Origin of the sequence: Hugenholtzia roseola DSM 9546 (assembly GCF_000422585.1) — a bacterium.
In the GTDB taxonomy this organism is placed as follows: domain Bacteria; phylum Bacteroidota; class Bacteroidia; order Cytophagales; family Bernardetiaceae; genus Hugenholtzia; species Hugenholtzia roseola.
Genome location: NZ_AUGI01000033.1, coordinates 82,563 through 97,989, shown reverse-complemented (window position 1 = coordinate 97,989; position 15,427 = coordinate 82,563). Strand labels below are relative to the sequence as shown.

The window sequence follows — 15,427 nt, the reverse complement described above, 5'->3', positions numbered from 1 at the left end:
AAAAAAAATACGAAAAAAAACGCGCTGAAATTTGGTGGTCTGAAAAAAAAGCATTTACTTTGTCCTACATTTATACAGAAGTACCGAGAGAATAGGCTCTGCGACGTACTGGCAACCTGTCAATAGACAAGGTGCTAACTCCTACCTTCATTCAGGACATATAAATCATTTTTGAAATGAAAAACAAAAGCCTCCCTTTCAGCATTTTTGATAGCCCCTTGCACCTAATAGAAAACGGTGCTTCCATCTCCTACTTGGCTATTCCTGAAAATCCAATCCATTCTTGTTGTTGTTGCTGTTGTTAAGCCTCCTTTGAAGGCTCTTTCGTTTGTGCTTTTTGCTGCGGTTGTCTAAGCCCCTCTGCTTACAACACCTTTCCCAAAGAAGCATCGAACCGATAAGAGCTCCAATATAGTGGCTTTTTTTTATACCCTATTTTCATATTTTGAAAATCAAGGTGCTTTGCTGCACAAAGTCAAGTTTTTATATCCGAAGCAATCTTTATTCAGTCTAATTTCAAATAAATTTCATCTTTCACCCCAAACTCTCTTTCGCATGGCTACTCCTCTTCATTTCGAAACCTTGCAATTACACGCAGGACAGGAAGCAGACCCTACCACAGGCTCACGCGCTGTACCGATTTATCAGACTACCTCTTACGTCTTTAAAGATGCTGCCCATGGCGCAAATCTTTTCGCGCTCAAAGAATTTGGCAACATTTACACACGCATCATGAACCCCACTACTGACGTTTTCGAGAAGCGTATAGCTGCCCTCGAAGGGGGGGTAGCAGCCTTAGCAACGGCTTCGGGGCAGGCGGCGCAGTTTTTGGCTTTAAACAATATTTTACAAGCAGGCGACAATTTTGTTTCTACTTCTTATCTATATGGTGGCACTTACAACCAGTTTAAAGTAGCCTTCAAACGCTTAGGCATAGAAGTTCGCTTTGCAGATGGCGATAAAGTTGCCTCTTTCGAGCGTCTGATTGATGAAAAAACGAAAGCCATTTATATCGAAACTATCGGCAATCCAGAGTTTAATATTCCTGATTTTGAGGCAGTTGCGGCTTTGGCACAGCGTCATCAAATTCCCTTAGTGGTGGATAATACCTTTGGCGCAGGAGGCTATCTTTTCCGTCCGCTTGCACATGGGGCAAATATCGTAACGGCTTCGGCTACCAAGTGGATTGGCGGTCATGGCACAAGCATAGGGGGCGTTATCGTAGATGGTGGCAATTTTAATTGGGCAAATGGTAAATTCCCACAATTTACAGAGCCTTCGGAAGGCTATCATGGTCTGAAGTTTTGGGACGTTTTTGGAGAAGGAAACCCTTTGGGGCTGCCAAATATTGCCTTTGCTATTCGTGCGCGTGTCGAGGGCTTGCGAGATTTGGGGGCTGCCTTAAGTCCGTTCAATTCTTTCCTATTGTTGCAAGGTTTGGAAACGCTTTCCCTGCGCGTGCAGCGTCATGTGGATAATGCCTTAGCCTTAGCAAAATGGTTGGAAAGACACGATTTGGTACAAAAGGTACATTATCCGGGTTTAGAAAGTAGCCCATATCACAATTTAGCCAAGAAATATTTAAAAAACGGTTTCGGCGGCGTACTTTCTTTTGAAATAAAGGGCGGAAAGGAAAATGCCGAAAAGTTTGTCAATAGCCTCAATTTGGTTAGCCATTTGGCAAATGTCGGAGATGCCAAAACGCTTATCATTCACCCTGCCTCCACTACGCACCAGCAACTTTCCGAAGCCGAGCAAATTTCGGCAGGCGTAGTGCCGTCGCTCTTGCGCGTTTCGGTGGGTATAGAACACATCGAGGACATCAAAGCCGATTTTATTCAGGCTTTTGAAAAAGTATTTGTAGAAGAATTAGCTTAATGTTATTTAGCCGTCGGCGAGGCGAAACATCTAAAAAAACAAAAACCTCGCTGACGGCTAACAGCCTCTGTTCAAGTAGGGACAAGGCACAGCCTTGTCCTAAGTTGGATTGAAATGAAATTGTTTATTTCAAAAAAACAAAAAACCTCGCTGACGGCTAACAGCCTCAGCGACGGTTCAAAAAAGATAAGAAAATGCAGATACAAGTTTCTGAAAAAGAGATGCTTACCGCTTCTTTTTTCAATGTCTATAAAAGGCAGATTTTGCAATTTGTTGCCTACTTGCTTTTGGTCTTGTTAGCCTTTGGGCTACTGGTGCTTTTGGCGTACTTTGATGAAAATAAAGTTAGTTTTTCTACCTTTTTAAGCGGTAGAGAACTACCTACTTGGCAGACTTTACAGAATATTTTTATTAAAATATTGCCTCAAATTTTGCTTATGATGTTGGTAGGATATATGGCACAACTCATCAATGGCAGTATCGGTATGGGCTATTGCGTCGTTTGTGCAACTTCTATGATGTGGGCGGGTCTGCCTGTGGCGGCAATTAGCAGCAGCATCAATACTTCGGGTGTTATCTCGAATGCAATGAGTGGCTATGCACATTATCGCTTTGGAAATGTAAATAAAAAAATGCTTTACTATTTGGCAGGAGCGGGTCTGATAGGGGCGATTTTGGGTGCTTTGCTCTTGCTTTCCATCAGTGCTGCCTATCAAGAATGGGCGTATGGGGCGTTGGCAATTTATACGCTTTTTGTAGGATTGCGACTTTTTTCTCATGCCTTTTCTAAGGGCAAAAAAGAAAAAAAGCAGACCGCAGGGCTTTTTCCTTTGGGTCTGATAGGGGGCTTTTCGGCGGCTTTTTCAGGCAGCGGCTGGGGACCTATCGTAACTTCCGAATTGATGCAAAAACGGCAAAATCTAAACTATGTAGTAGGTACGTCTTGTGTAGCAAAATTTGTAGTCAATACTATGGCTTCTCTTATCTTATTTATGCACATAGGCATGACAAATTTAGACGTAATTGTGGGTTTAGTTTTGGGAAGTCTTTTGGCTACCCCTACGGCTACCAAACTTACACGCCGTCTGCCACCGCGTCCGATGATGATAGCCGTCGCGCTTTTGGTTGTGCTTTCGAGCTTGAAGATGCTTTATCAATACTTGCCTATTTAATAATTTTATTTTGCAATAAAAATACAATACAAATACAATACAAATGAAAAACCTGCCACCTCTTAAAGGCTTAGAAACACTTTTGCCCGAAGCTGCCCTTGCATTTTTGGCGGAGCAGTTTCCGCAACAAGTCTGTTTCTCTACAAGTTTGGGTTTGGAAGACCAACTTGTTACGCATTTTATCTTTCAAAATAAATTGCCTATCACTATTTTCACCTTGCAAACAGGTAGGTTGTTTAAAGAAACAGAAGAACTTTTACACCAAACTCAAAATTATTACGGACAGAAAATAGAAATTTTCGAACCCCAAGCCGACACAGTAGCCCAATTAGAGCGCGAAAAAGGGCGTTTTAGTTTCTATGATTCGATAGAAAATAGGAAAGAGTGTTGTCAGATTCGAAAGGTAGAGCCTTTGCAGCGTGCCTTGTCGGGTTTTCGAGTTTGGGTTACGGGCATACGCGCCCAACATTCTGAAAATAGACAAAACCTACCTATTTGGGAATGGGACGAAAAGTTTAACTTGTATAAGTTTCACCCTTTGCTACATTGGACTTATGAAGAAGTTTTTGATACAATAAAAAAACAACAAATTCCCTACAATCCATTACACGAGCAGGGTTTTGTCAGTATCGGTTGTGAACCTTGCACGCGAGCGGTGAAGGCAGGCGAGGATTTTCGGGCAGGCAGGTGGTGGTGGGAAAGCAGCCAGCAGAAAGAATGTGGTCTGCATACGAAGTCATAAAATTTTTATACAATCCTAACAAAAAAGAAATGAACTATTTAGACCAATTAGAAGCCGAAGCCATTTACATCTTGCGCGAAGTGGCGGCAGAATTTGAAAAGCCCGCTTTGCTTTTCAGTGGCGGCAAAGATTCTATCGTCTTGGTGCATTTGGCTTTGAAGGCGTTTCGTCCTTTGAAGTTTCCCTTTCCTTTGGTGCATATCGATACGGGTCATAATTTTCCCGAAGCCTTAGCCTTTCGCGATACTTTGGTAGAAAAATTGGGTGAGCGGCTGATTGTCAGGCAGGTAGCGGATACGATTGCGGCTAAAAAATTGGTAGAGCCGAAGGGCAAATACCCAAGTCGGAACGCGCTACAAACTTATACGCTACTCGATACCATAGAAGAATTTGCCTTTGATGCCTGCATTGGCGGAGCAAGGCGCGACGAGGAAAAGGCGCGAGCAAAGGAGCGTGTTTTTTCGGTGCGCGACGAATTTGGGCAGTGGAATCCCAAATTGCAACGCCCTGAATTGTGGAACATTTACAACGGAAGAATCCAGAAAGGCGAAAATGTGAGAGTCTTTCCTATTAGCAACTGGACGGAATTAGACGTTTGGCACTACATCAGACGCGAAAAAATAGAACTGCCGCCTATCTATTTTGCTCATGAACGCGACTGTGTGCGAACTGCCGAAGGGCAACTTTTAGCCATTTCCGACCACATTCAAATCGAGCCACAAGACCAGCGCGTTAGGGCAAGTGTGCGATACCGAACCGTAGGCGACATGACCTGCACCGCCGCCGTACTTTCCCAAGCCACAACGCTTGACGAGGTAATTGCCGAAATTACCACTTCCAAAATCAGCGAAAGAGGCGAAACACGCATAGACGACCAAGTTTCGGAGGCGGCTATGGAGGATAGAAAGAAAAATGGTTATTTTTAATTTTCAAAAAAGCACCTATAAAATTTATTCAGATGGAAATATTACGCTTCATAACCGCAGGTAGTGTAGATGATGGCAAAAGTACGCTAATAGGCAGATTGCTTTATGATTCAAAGTCAATTCTGATAGACCAACTTGCCGCCATTACCAAACAGAGTAAAAATAGAGAAGCAGGCGAAATAGATTTGGCAATCCTGACAGACGGCTTGCGTGCCGAGCGCGAACAGGGCATTACCATCGATGTCGCCTACAAATATTTTTCTACCCCTAAGCGAAAATTTATCATTGCCGACGCGCCAGGGCATGTGCAGTACACGCGCAATATGGTTACGGGGGCTTCTAATTCCGACCTTGCTATCGTTTTGATTGATGCGCGTAAGGGAGTGATTGAGCAGACGCGCCGCCATGCCCTCATTGCCGCACTTTTGGGTATTCCCAAGATGGTAGTGGCGGTCAATAAAATGGATTTGGTAGGATATAGCCAAACTGTTTTTGAGCAGATTCAGGCAGATTTTCAAATTTTACAACAAAAACTAAACTTAGAAACCGTTAAGTTTATTCCTATCTCTGCCCTTAGCGGAGAAAATATTGTCAATCGCAGCGAATATGGATTGAGTTGGTATGAAGGCGAAACCCTTTTGGCATATTTGGAAAACGTAGAAATTGCGACAAAAAAACAAAAAAATGAGCAGCCGCAGCGTTTTTCGGTGCAGTACGTTTTGCGTCCTCAAACTGCCGAACTGCCCGATTATCGCGGTTATGCGGGAGCGGTAAAGAGCGGTATTTTCCGAAAAGGCGATACGGTTTGGGTGCAGCCCACAGGTCTTGCCACTTCGATAAAAAGTATAGAATTGAACCAAAAAGAAATTCCTTTTGCGGCGGAAGGGCAGAGTGTAGTCTTGCACCTTGCCGATGAGATAGATGTAAGTCGGGGCGATTTGATTGTAGGGGAAAAGCAGCCGCCTCTTATTGGTTCGCAGGTGCAGGCGCGTTTTTGTTGGTTGGATACCAAGCCTTTGCAAATAGGCGGCACTTATTTGCTGCAACAGCACAGCCGAAGGGTCAGGTGCAAAGTTAAAAATGTCGATTATCGCCTCAATATCAATACCTTAGAAAAGGAAAGCCAAGTTGCGCAGATTGCCTTAAACGACATCGGCAGCCTCGAACTGAAAGCGGCACAACCGTTGGTCTATGACCCTTATCAGGAGCTAAGGGCAGGTGGCAGTGCCATTTTGATAGATGAAACGAGCAATTTGACGGTTGCGGCTCTGATGTTTGAGCCGTTTAGGTAGGCACAAGGCACTGCCTTATTCTAAGTCGGATTGAAATAAAATTGTTCATTAAAAAAAACAAAAACCTCGCTGACAGCAATAAGTTCTATCAAAAATAAAAACCTCGCTGACGGCTAACAGCCTCAGCGACGGTTCAAAAAAAACCTTACAAATCCTGCAAGAAATGTAAGGTTGCGTTTTCCCAATGGGTAGCAGCCCATTGTGGCTTATCTTTTTTTCACCATTCAAAATTACAAAAAATGTCGAATCTTACCTTTTCTTTGAGCGGAAAAAGTGAAAGTTCTGCCAAATTTCGCGCAAAAGTGCGTCATTTCGAGCTTTTAGTAGATGAACCGCAGGCTTTGGGTGGCACCGACCTTGCGCCCAATCCTGTCGAGTACCTCTTGGCGGCTTATGCAGGCTGTTTGAATGTAGTGGCGCATTTGGTTGCGAAGGAGTACAATTTTGAGCTAAAAAGTTTGAAAATAAATTTGAAAGGTGAAATCAATCCTGAACGGCTTTTTGGCTTTTCCGACCTACAAAGGGCAGGCTATCAGGCTTTGGAGGTGCTTTTAGAGCCTGAAACAACGGCTTCCGACCCTCTGCTTTTGGAGTGGTTGCAGGAAATCGAGCGTCGCTGTCCCGTAGGAGATAACTTGCAAAACAGTACGCCTGTGGCTCTTTCTATTCAAAGAAGGGAGAAAGTTGTTTATTTTGATTAAGTTTAAAATATTGTACAAAAAAATAGCCTTCTTTGAGAAGGCTACTTTTTTAGCAAGTCGCGCAGTTCGGGTGCGATTTTGTTGGGAGAGTTTGCTTTGCGAATGAGTATCTTGCCATCTTTTAGGATTGCATAATGGGGAAAAGTGCTAATACCAAATAGTTGGGTTAGTTCTTTTTCTATTTCGGTATGGCTTACATAAAAATTTTTGCCCTTCATCTGAAAACGCTCAATCGCATTTTGCCATTCTTGCTCACTGCCCGATACGCAAATATTGATGAGTTCGAACTCGTCCGAAGGCAGGCTTTCTACCAATTTATTTTTGTCGGGAATGGCACGAATACAAGGAGCGCAGGAGGGAAACCAAAAGCTAAGATAAACCGTTTTGCCCAACGATTCATTAAGCAAGACCAAGTTTCCTTCTATATCTTTGAGCAAAAATTCTGGAAGTTTTTTTTCTGTGTTAAGATAAGTAACTTGTTGTGTAAAATCATTTATAGTATGTATTGCATAATTTTTAATTGCTTCTTGTTTAAAGTTGAGGATATTAAAAAGTGTAGAGGCTTCTTTTTCGTCGCTGGTTAGGGTTAGAAAATTAGTCAATAGATAGAGTTTGTAGTATTCCGCCACTTCAAAAGCTACCTGTTTTTCCGCATATTCGGCTCTGACTTTGAGCGTTTGTAGCGTGCTATCAGAGAGAAAAGGCGCACAGGTGGCTATCTCACTTATTTTTTTATAGCCCAAAGCTACCTGAATAAAGTTATCTAAGTGCATCATATAATAGGTACTGCCAAGCGCATGACGGTTGGAAAGGGGAGGGCTGACAAGACTTGTGTCAAAGGAAATGATGTATTGTGGGCTTTCTTTTGCTTGATTAAAAAACCAAAGGGGTAGGCTGTGTTTTTTCTGATAGGCTTCTAAATAGGCTATTTCCTTTTTTATAAAAGCCAACTTTTCTTCGGGCGTTAGCCCTGCTAAGGCAAAATCTGTTTCATGATAGCCCAAATCTTTAATTTTATCTACGGCATACTGGGTTAGGGTAGGATATTGGCTGGTTAAAATTTTTTCAAAAATATATTCATCATTTTCTTTATCATATTTAATTTGTACTTTTAAAGTGTCATTCGGCACAAGTACAAGAAAACTGACATAATTGCGTTGCGGTTTGTTTCGAAGCAGGCGCACCGTTTCGGGAAGATGCAAACTAACTGTTCCTGCAAAAATACCTTGTGCTACCTGCGCTAGTTCAAATCGCGCCCAACTTTTAGTAAGGGCAGGGCGGTATTCAATGCTATAATCTGCATCAGGACAGGTGGGGCAGTGCATTTCAACATAGGTCGTGGAGTTGAATTGCAGCGCAAAGGTTGTATCTGTATTTTGGGCAAAAAGAGAGCTGCTCAAAAAAAGGAAGAGGAGGAGAAGTGTATTTTTCATGTTGTTATCATAAACTTTTCACAAAAATAAGACCCATAAAAGTAAAATTTTAAATGCGATTGGACAAGTTTTTTTAATCACTTTAACAAATTTTAACTTGCCAAAGCACAAAAAAATAGCCTTCTTAGAGAAGGCTACTTTTTACTTTCTAAACTTTAAAATTAACCACACACTTTACTAATTTACTTTGTACCCATTTCTATAAGTCTTAATGATGGGTTGCTTCGCCTGCGCCACGTGGGAGGCGGATTTCTTCTACAATGTCCTGTACCTCTTGCGGTGGGGGGGAGTTAGCGAACTCACAACAAGGGCTACTACTACATTGACTATCATGCCTATCGTGCCGATACCTTCGGGAGAAATGCCAAAGAGCCAGTTGGCAGCGATATTTTCTTCTTTGGGAATGGCAAATTTGAAGTAGTAGATGTAGCCGATTGTGAAAAGCAAGCCAATGACCATGCCTGCAATCGCACCCTCGCGGTTAAGGCGTTTGTAGAAAATGCCCAATACAATGGCGGGGAAGAAGGAGGCGGCTGCCAAGCCGAAGGCAAAAGCGACTACCTCTGCCACAAATCCGGGCGGATTGATACCGAAATAACCTGCAATTACTACCGCTACGGCTGCTGCTACACGTGCCGCCACTAATTCGCCTTTTTCGGAAATATCAGGCATGACGATTTTTTTGAAAAGGTCGTGTGCAATAGAAGTAGAGATAACCAAAAGCAAACCTGCCGCTGTAGAAAGGGCTGCTGCCAAGCCGCCTGCCGCTACTAAGGCAATGACCCAGTTGGGAAGCTGTGCAATTTCAGGGTTTGCCAAAACCATAATATCTCTATCTACGGTAAGTTCGTTGCCTTTCCAACCTTTGGCTTCGGCACTTGCTAAAAAGGCAGCATCTTTCGATTTTTCATTGTAGAATTGGACAATACCATCACCATTCTTGTCTTCAATCGTGATAAGTTTGGTCTTTTCCCAGTTTTGTACCCAAGAAGGCATTTCCGAGATTTTCTTACCACTGACACTTTCAATCATATTAGTACGCGCAAAGGCAGCAATCGCAGGGGCAGTCGTGTAGAGAATTGCGATAAAAATAAGGGCGTAGCCTGCCGAAATACGCGCATCTTTTACTCTTGGTACGGTAAAGAAGCGCACAATTACGTGTGGCAAACCAGCCGTTCCTACCATCAAAGCAACCGTAATGGCAAAGACATCTATCATAGATTTTGCACCGTCAGTATAGGCAGCAAAGCCCAATTCTTTGTGCAAACCGTCTAATTTATCCAAAAGATAGAGGTCTGTTCCTGCTACTTTTGCACCAAAACCAAGCTGTGGAAAGAGGCTATCGGTCATTTGTAGCGAAATGAAAATCGCAGGCACCATATAGGCAAAAATCAAGACGCAATATTGGGCTACCTGTGTGTAAGTGATGCCCTTCATACCACCCAAAACGGCGTAGAAAAAGACGATACACATGCCGATAACTACTCCCCATTCGATTTGCACTTCCAAAAAGCGCGAAAATACTACGCCCACACCGCGCATCTGACCCGCCACATACGTAAAGGACACGAAAAGGGCGCAAAAAACGGCTACCAAACGCGCCGTTTGAGAGTAATAACGCTCACCCACAAAGTCGGGAACGGTGAATTTGCCAAATTTTCGTAGGTAGGGTGCAAGCAAAAGTGCCAAAAGTACATAACCACCTGTCCAGCCCATCAAATAAACTGAACCGTCGTAGCCAATGGCGGCAATGATACCAGCCATAGAGATAAAAGAAGCTGCCGACATCCAGTCTGCCGCCGTCGCCATGCCGTTAGCAAGGGGCGAAACGCCACCGCCTGCCACGTAAAATTCTTTGGTAGAGCCTGCTCGCGACCATATCGCGATGCCTATATAGAGGGCAAAGGTTAGCCCCACGATGATATAAGTCCAAATTAAGATACTCATAAAAGGTGCTGTGTTTTAAGGTTGTAAAGGTTTGAAAAGCTATGAGAAGGCAAATAAGTTGGAAATAAACTTTTATTTTTCATCTACATCATATTCTTTGTCTAATTTAGACATAAGCCAGACATAGACGAAAATAATACCCACAAAAATATACATAGACCCTTGTTGGGCAAACCAGAACCCTAACTTGAAGCCCCCAATGCGAATCTCATTGAGCGAATCGGCAAAGAGAATCCCTGCGCCATACGAGGAGATAAACCAGATGAAAAGTAAGATGCCAACGTAGGTGATATTTTTGCGCCAATATTCTTTTAGGCGTTCGATATCCTGACCGTTTTTGTTTAGATTTGATGCCATGGTGGTGTGTGTTTAGAGAGAAAAGGATTTTTTTAGAAAAATAAACAGAAAAACAAAGACTTGGTGCGCCCTGCCTCTTTCTATGAGGCAGAGCATTTTTCAATAGGGTTTAAAGTTGAAGTGAAAAAAGGCTACAAGAAGATATGCGTCTGCAAAATCAGTTCGCCTGCGCTGCCGCTTCTATTGCGGTCGGTGTCGTAAAGTGGGCGCGTGCTATACTGAATCGTGATTTTGGCGTGATGCGAATTGATAAAGTAGTTCATGCCCAAATCAAATTGGGTAGAAGAATCATTCAAACGCTCAAAATCTTTGTAGGTAAAGGCGGCAAAGGGCTGAACTTTGTTGCCGTTCTTGAAAGTAGGCAGCAAATAACCCAGTTGGGTATAAGAGATATTGCCTGTACCGATAAGCGGTTGCGAGTTGCCTGCGCCTGCAAAGGTCGCCTTAGCAGGGTCGGAGCCTGTCGCAATGTTCATAATGCCTACGTTGCGCAAGTAGTTGTCGCCAAAATCGTAATTGTAGAAAACGCTGTAAGCAGTTAGGGCAGTCCCTTTTTCCTTATTAAGCGGCAAATCTAAAAAGGCATCAATTCCGATAAGCAACATGTCGTGATTGGTTACTACGCCTGCTGTTTTTGAAGCCGTCGCTTCGGGGTGATAGTGAAAGCCTGCACCGATATTAAAGACCTTTTTAGAACCCAAATAAGTGCCTACAAAATAGGGAAGTAGGTTTGACTCCATGTCAAAAAACTGCCAATTAAAATAGCCTTGTGAAGCCCAATTTTCGTTTCGCACATTGACCGCTATGCCGTTATCTGCCACATCTTCGGCTCTGCCGCCTACGCTAAAAGGCTTATTGTAGGCGATACGATAATCAAGTTTGCCCAACTGACCCTTTGCGTAAAAGCCAAACTGACGCGCAAATTGGTCGGTGAGTTCTATCAAAGGCCAGTTGAAGATAGGTGCATCTATGGTCATAAAGTTGAGCGTGCTGGCGTTGGTCATGCGCGAAATGCCATTCCAATAGTGCAAGCCGCTACCGATATAGAGCTTTTTATCTACTACTTTAAATTCGTTCCAAATATCGTGAAGGAAGAGTTGTGGCTTTTTGGCAGAAACGGCGATGTCGCTCTGTCCGCCGATAGCACCACTATTTCCTGTCGCGCCTCCTGCGGGTATGCCTCCGTTCACGAAAGTTTGGTTATTGATACCGAAGTGAGTCATTATCATAAAGCGCGGCGAAATCTGTGCATACGCCAAAACACGCGCCCTGCGCATGCCTACATCAAAACTATTCGCCTGCTCTGCCCCATTGACATCTAAAGTCCCAGGGTTATTTTCCGTATAACGCGCCCAGACCTGATTCCAGATAATAAAGCGGACGTACTTTTTTCCGTCTTCGCTCAATTTCATAGTCAGCGGTTTGTAGCTGTGGTCTTCTTTGGGTTTTTCCGCTTCTTGCGAAAAGGTTTTGTAAAGTGGCAGGATTGCCAAACAAAACAGCAGTGTAAAAAATCTTTTTTGCATCTTTGTTGTGTGTTTAGTTGGTAAAACTTTCTTTTGCTTTGGTGAGGGCAATTTAGGCAGAGAGCCGTTGAAGATGCAAAATGAGTATCGTTTTTTGTAAAAATGAGATAGCTATTTCAAAAAGACCCAATAGAAGCGGAACACTCTCAAAATAGATGAAGTAAGGTTTTTTCCTTTTTTGTCAAATTTAGATAATAAGCATAACTTATTTGTCGCGTGTGATTTTCTTCTGTTTAATTTTGTCTTTCTTGCCACAAAACTTATAAAAGTTGCGTCTTTCCGAAAATAACCGCCTTTTGAAGAGCCTTTTAAAGGTAGCGCAGAATTTTATTTGGCTGATAAAAACGCAAAAATAATTCAGATTTGTATTTTTTCAAGATTCGAAAACGCTATTTTTTACAGAAAAAAAAGATTTTTTTATTCCAAATCAAAACCCCAAATTTGCAGTCAGAAAGCGAAGACTCTTTAAGACGCTTAACATTTCTATTTGACGTAGTAGCATTAAAAACAAATACACCAACTCAACAAAACAACACCTCGATGCGCTCTTTGATTATTGGAATTAGCTTTGTTTTTTGCTTTCTTTTTTGGAGTTGTTCTGATGAAGGGGCAGAAATATCCTATCGCACCACCGCGACTCTGATTTATAAAAATCAATCTAAGCAGCCTATTAAAATGGTTGTTTACAACAAGTTAGGCAGTGCTTTTCGTACCCTTCGCTTGCAAGAAGGAGAGTCTGTATCGGTTGAATTGGAGGGTGATGTTGGGGTAAAACCTTGGCATTTTAATGACAATATCAATTCTGCTGGGGACTCATCTGTTATCATTTTTAATGAACTACTATGCCTATCAGAGGTAGATAGAGATGATAAGTACAGAGGCACTTTCGACTTCCGCAACTATGATAACTACACGCCTGAATTAGTGCAGCAGCGCAAATTCACGCTCTACTATACTTTCACCGAAGAACATTATGCGCAAGCACAGCCTTGTGAGTAGCATTTGATTGGTCAGGGCGGGGTTTTCTGCTCTGACTTCTTCGCTAACATCAAAACTAAATACACTAACCCCACCGAACCTCATGTTGATACGCTCTTTGATTATTGGAATTAATCTTATTTCTATTCTATTTCTGACGGCAGCCTCTTGTACTACAGACGAAGCACCCATACAAAGGGCTATGTTTGTATATAAAAACATGACACCTTATGATTTATCGGTTAATGTTTATCCTACTTCTGATGCGGCTTTGGTGAAGCGTTTTCTCATTCGTACCAATGATTCGCTTGTGGTAGAACAAGTAGGCGACCCAGGGTAGTGGCGTGGTATATGAGTCATGGTAATAGTGATTCGGTTATTATCGCTTTTGATAATGAAAAGTGTATCAAACATGAAACTGAAACAAAAATAGGCACTTTCGACTTCCGCAACTATGATAACTACACGCCACAGTTAGTCGAGCAAAGGAAATTCACGCTTTACTATACCTTCACCGAAGAACACTATGCGCAGGCGCAGCCCTGTGAGTAGTTTCTCAAACCCTAAGTTTCTTTAATAAACTTAGGGTTTTTCCCTTTCTAATATACATTAACCTCACCGAAATCCATGTTGATACGCTCTTTGATTATTGGAATTAGTCTTATTTTGAGCTTGTTATTGACAGCAGCGTCCTGCACAACTGACCACGGTCACATAGAAAAAGTCAAATTTGTATATAAAAACACTACCTCTCAACAAATTAAAATGAATTTGTTTAATAGCATTGATACAAATCCCTTTAAGACCTATCAGTTGTCGCCCAATGACTCTGTGGTTGTTGATTTGGTGGGCGACCCTTTTGTTCAAGCATGGGGATTTAGACAAAGTCTTGAAGAAACAGGTGATTCTTTGGTTGTTATTTTCGAAAACGAAAAATGTCTTTCTCATACTTTTCGCAATAGAACAGGCACTTTCGACTTCCGTAATTACGACAATTACACCCCTGAATTAGTTAAACGTGCTAAATTCACGCTTTACTACACCTTCACCGAAGAACACTATGCGCAGGCGCAGCCCTGTGAGTAGTTTAATGTCATTGGTGAAGACACCAATAACGGCATAAGATGAATAAAAAAGCCTCGCCGACGGACAACGCCCTCGGCGACGGCTGCTTCGGTTATAGATGTAAGAAAATATGCTATTTTTCACTTTTTCAGCCCATTCTCTACCTAATTCTGCCTAAGATTGCCCCCTAAATTTTTCCCATTTGATAAGCATAAATTTATCGCCTACAGGGGTGATAAGCAAGCTATTGTCGATGACGTTTTCTTTGTCCTCTAAAAATTCTAAAAGCTCGCGGTGCTTCAAGACGCGATACGTAGGTCTTGAATCGCGCATCTTGGGGCGGCTGATGCGGTATTCTTTCACCCAGTTCATGACCGATACGTGACTTACGCCAATGATGCGCTCTATTTCGCGGTAGCTAAGTCCTTCCAAATAAAGCTGTAAGGCTTTGATGACGTAGTAGTTATCGATGCGTTTTCCTTCTTTTTGTACGGTGAAGTAGTATTCGCAGGCTTTACAATAGTAGCGTTGTCGGTTTCTGATAACGCCGCTTTTGATGGTGCTGTGGTTGTCGCAGCGTGGGCAGTTGGGTAATTGTGCGGACATAGGACAAAATTTTGTTTGTGTTGGGAAAATGGGAAAGGCGTTTTTTTCATGGCTATCCTAACTTTACAGCGCGTAGCTACTGCAATTTAGCATTTGTATATCAATTTACCAAATGCTATTTCTATTTTTTTTGGTGGGAAGCAAGTTTTCCAAAATTTTACGAGGCAAAAAGTGGCTTAGAAGATATAAAAAAGCACTTTTGTAGCCAAAAGCGGTATTTTTATCTTCTACATTTGAAATTACGGCTAAAAAATGCGATATTTCAACCCAATTTGTCTTTTGCTTCATCTTACCTTTATCTTTCTTTCACCTAACTATTCATTTCCCATGCAAAATTTGTTTCCTACCTTTACTTTATGCCTTCTCCTTTGGCTTTTGGGTGCAGTAGGGCAGTCTTTATGGGCGCAAAATGAGCCAATTTCAGAACAGGAATTGCGTCTTTATGCCAAGACGCTCAAAATGCACAATCCTTTACAAGCCGAGTATGAAAAAGAAGTGGCGACGCTGATTCAAAATTCGCCCATTGGGGTCGAGCTTTTTACACAAATTTTGGTAGAAGGCGAAAAAATTGTACCAAAAGACAAGCAAGCCGCCTATCAGACGCTCAAAGTAGAACTTACCACTTTGAAGCAAAAGTTAGAAGCCGAAAAGCGCAAGTTGGCAACTTCGCAGGGGCTTTCCGAAGCGCGTTATTTCTACATCAAGGCAGCCATTGCACAAGACCACAACCTGCACAAACAGGTGCATCAATTTGTAGTGGCGCAAGATTAGATTTTTTTGAAAATGATTTTAAAACAACACCAT

Annotated in this window: 18 protein-coding genes and 1 riboswitch; of the genes, 12 read left to right on the top strand and 6 right to left on the bottom strand. The window is 42.4% G+C overall.

Annotated features, from left to right (window positions below):
- Positions 1-67 precede the first annotated feature (67 nt).
- Positions 68-167: riboswitch (SAM riboswitch) on the top strand.
- 388 nt (positions 168-555) lie between these two features.
- The 6 genes from G500_RS0101985 (at position 556) to G500_RS0101960 (ending at position 6,711) form a co-directional block, all read left to right on the top strand.
- A complete protein-coding gene (locus G500_RS0101985; protein WP_027001379.1) occupies positions 556-1,878 on the top strand; it encodes an O-acetylhomoserine aminocarboxypropyltransferase/cysteine synthase family protein in 1,323 nt (440 codons plus the stop codon).
- 194 nt (positions 1,879-2,072) lie between these two features.
- Positions 2,073-3,050 (top strand): sulfite exporter TauE/SafE family protein, encoded by a 978-nt coding sequence (locus G500_RS21985; protein WP_051203215.1) that lies wholly within the window; start codon positions 2,073-2,075, stop codon positions 3,048-3,050.
- Positions 3,051-3,093: 43 nt separating this feature from the next.
- On the top strand, positions 3,094-3,792 hold the full coding sequence (locus G500_RS21980; RefSeq protein ID WP_035756006.1) for a phosphoadenylyl-sulfate reductase: 699 nt from the start codon (positions 3,094-3,096) through the stop codon (positions 3,790-3,792).
- Positions 3,768-4,718: a sulfate adenylyltransferase subunit CysD gene (gene cysD / locus G500_RS0101970; protein WP_281169309.1), complete on the top strand. Its 951-nt coding sequence runs from the start codon at positions 3,768-3,770 to the stop codon at positions 4,716-4,718. Before G500_RS21980 ends, cysD begins: the two co-directional genes overlap by 25 nt.
- Before the next feature lie 32 nt (positions 4,719-4,750).
- The gene (locus G500_RS0101965) at positions 4,751-6,010 is read left to right on the top strand and encodes a sulfate adenylyltransferase subunit 1 (RefSeq protein WP_027001377.1); all 1,260 of its coding nucleotides are present in this window, start codon (positions 4,751-4,753) and stop codon (positions 6,008-6,010) included.
- Positions 6,011-6,249: 239 nt separating this feature from the next.
- On the top strand, positions 6,250-6,711 hold the full coding sequence (locus G500_RS0101960; protein ID WP_027001376.1) for an OsmC family protein: 462 nt from the start codon (positions 6,250-6,252) through the stop codon (positions 6,709-6,711).
- A 41-nt stretch (positions 6,712-6,752) separates the two neighbouring features.
- On the opposite strand, the gene G500_RS0101955 is transcribed toward G500_RS0101960, so the two are convergent.
- The 4 genes from G500_RS0101955 to G500_RS0101935 form a co-directional block, all read right to left on the bottom strand.
- Complete coding sequence (locus G500_RS0101955) at positions 6,753-8,144, bottom strand: TlpA family protein disulfide reductase (RefSeq protein WP_027001375.1); 1,392 nt, start codon at positions 8,142-8,144, stop codon at positions 6,753-6,755.
- Between the two features lie 255 nt (positions 8,145-8,399).
- The gene (locus G500_RS21975) at positions 8,400-10,091 is read right to left on the bottom strand and encodes a sodium:solute symporter family protein (protein WP_425402035.1); all 1,692 of its coding nucleotides are present in this window, start codon (positions 10,089-10,091) and stop codon (positions 8,400-8,402) included.
- Positions 10,092-10,163: 72 nt separating this feature from the next.
- Entirely contained in the window at positions 10,164-10,448 is a 285-nt protein-coding gene (locus G500_RS0101940) for a DUF4212 domain-containing protein (protein WP_051203214.1), read from the bottom strand.
- Between the two features lie 131 nt (positions 10,449-10,579).
- Complete coding sequence (locus G500_RS0101935; RefSeq protein WP_027001373.1) at positions 10,580-11,974, bottom strand: hypothetical protein; 1,395 nt, start codon at positions 11,972-11,974, stop codon at positions 10,580-10,582.
- Between the two features lie 675 nt (positions 11,975-12,649).
- On the opposite strand from G500_RS0101935, the gene G500_RS25925 reads away from it, so the two are divergent.
- The 5 genes from G500_RS25925 to G500_RS26430 all read left to right on the top strand — a co-directional run bounded on the left by G500_RS25925 (position 12,650) and on the right by G500_RS26430 (position 14,208).
- The gene (locus G500_RS25925) at positions 12,650-12,973 is read left to right on the top strand and encodes a hypothetical protein (protein WP_161626061.1); all 324 of its coding nucleotides are present in this window, start codon (positions 12,650-12,652) and stop codon (positions 12,971-12,973) included.
- Between the two features lie 82 nt (positions 12,974-13,055).
- Positions 13,056-13,292 carry a hypothetical protein gene (locus G500_RS0101920; protein ID WP_027001371.1) on the top strand — a complete coding sequence of 79 codons (237 nt, stop codon included), beginning with the start codon at positions 13,056-13,058 and terminating at the stop codon, positions 13,290-13,292.
- 11 nt (positions 13,293-13,303) lie between these two features.
- Entirely contained in the window at positions 13,304-13,504 is a 201-nt protein-coding gene (locus tag G500_RS0101915; protein ID WP_027001370.1) for a hypothetical protein, read from the top strand.
- 213 nt (positions 13,505-13,717) lie between these two features.
- Positions 13,718-14,038: a hypothetical protein gene (locus tag G500_RS0101910; protein WP_027001369.1), complete on the top strand. Its 321-nt coding sequence runs from the start codon at positions 13,718-13,720 to the stop codon at positions 14,036-14,038.
- Between the two features lie 38 nt (positions 14,039-14,076).
- Positions 14,077-14,208, top strand: a complete 132-nt coding sequence (locus G500_RS26430; protein ID WP_281169308.1) for a hypothetical protein — start codon at positions 14,077-14,079, stop codon at positions 14,206-14,208.
- Here the strand turns inward: G500_RS26430 and G500_RS0101905 are convergent.
- Positions 14,192-14,623: a transposase-like zinc-binding domain-containing protein gene (locus G500_RS0101905; protein ID WP_027001368.1), complete on the bottom strand. Its 432-nt coding sequence runs from the start codon at positions 14,621-14,623 to the stop codon at positions 14,192-14,194. The two genes, G500_RS26430 and G500_RS0101905, sit on opposite strands and share 17 nt — an antisense overlap.
- Before the next feature lie 105 nt (positions 14,624-14,728).
- Positions 14,729-14,911 carry a hypothetical protein gene (locus tag G500_RS25920; RefSeq protein ID WP_027001367.1) on the bottom strand — a complete coding sequence of 61 codons (183 nt, stop codon included), beginning with the start codon at positions 14,909-14,911 and terminating at the stop codon, positions 14,729-14,731.
- Between the two features lie 39 nt (positions 14,912-14,950).
- On the opposite strand from G500_RS25920, the gene G500_RS0101895 reads away from it, so the two are divergent.
- On the top strand, positions 14,951-15,394 hold the full coding sequence (locus G500_RS0101895) for a DUF4168 domain-containing protein (protein WP_161626060.1): 444 nt from the start codon (positions 14,951-14,953) through the stop codon (positions 15,392-15,394).
- The last annotated feature ends 33 nt before the right edge of the window (positions 15,395-15,427 follow it).

Coding starts and splice junctions, on each gene's coding strand:
- G500_RS0101985 (WP_027001379.1), top strand. CDS start 556: ATGGCTACTCCTCTTCATTTCGAAACCTTGCAATTACACGCAGGACAG.
- G500_RS21985 (WP_051203215.1), top strand. CDS start 2,073: ATGCAGATACAAGTTTCTGAAAAAGAGATGCTTACCGCTTCTTTTTTC.
- G500_RS21980 (WP_035756006.1), top strand. CDS start 3,094: ATGAAAAACCTGCCACCTCTTAAAGGCTTAGAAACACTTTTGCCCGAA.
- cysD (WP_281169309.1), top strand. CDS start 3,768: ATGTGGTCTGCATACGAAGTCATAAAATTTTTATACAATCCTAACAAA.
- G500_RS0101965 (WP_027001377.1), top strand. CDS start 4,751: ATGGAAATATTACGCTTCATAACCGCAGGTAGTGTAGATGATGGCAAA.
- G500_RS0101960 (WP_027001376.1), top strand. CDS start 6,250: ATGTCGAATCTTACCTTTTCTTTGAGCGGAAAAAGTGAAAGTTCTGCC.
- G500_RS0101955 (WP_027001375.1), bottom strand. CDS start 8,144: ATGAAAAATACACTTCTCCTCCTCTTCCTTTTTTTGAGCAGCTCTCTT.
- G500_RS21975 (WP_425402035.1), bottom strand. CDS start 10,091: ATGAGTATCTTAATTTGGACTTATATCATCGTGGGGCTAACCTTTGCC.
- G500_RS0101940 (WP_051203214.1), bottom strand. CDS start 10,448: ATGGCATCAAATCTAAACAAAAACGGTCAGGATATCGAACGCCTAAAA.
- G500_RS0101935 (WP_027001373.1), bottom strand. CDS start 11,974: ATGCAAAAAAGATTTTTTACACTGCTGTTTTGTTTGGCAATCCTGCCA.
- G500_RS25925 (WP_161626061.1), top strand. CDS start 12,650: ATGGTTGTTTACAACAAGTTAGGCAGTGCTTTTCGTACCCTTCGCTTG.
- G500_RS0101920 (WP_027001371.1), top strand. CDS start 13,056: ATGTTGATACGCTCTTTGATTATTGGAATTAATCTTATTTCTATTCTA.
- G500_RS0101915 (WP_027001370.1), top strand. CDS start 13,304: ATGAGTCATGGTAATAGTGATTCGGTTATTATCGCTTTTGATAATGAA.
- G500_RS0101910 (WP_027001369.1), top strand. CDS start 13,718: ATGAATTTGTTTAATAGCATTGATACAAATCCCTTTAAGACCTATCAG.
- G500_RS26430 (WP_281169308.1), top strand. CDS start 14,077: ATGAATAAAAAAGCCTCGCCGACGGACAACGCCCTCGGCGACGGCTGC.
- G500_RS0101905 (WP_027001368.1), bottom strand. CDS start 14,623: ATGTCCGCACAATTACCCAACTGCCCACGCTGCGACAACCACAGCACC.
- G500_RS25920 (WP_027001367.1), bottom strand. CDS start 14,911: ATGAAGCAAAAGACAAATTGGGTTGAAATATCGCATTTTTTAGCCGTA.
- G500_RS0101895 (WP_161626060.1), top strand. CDS start 14,951: ATGCAAAATTTGTTTCCTACCTTTACTTTATGCCTTCTCCTTTGGCTT.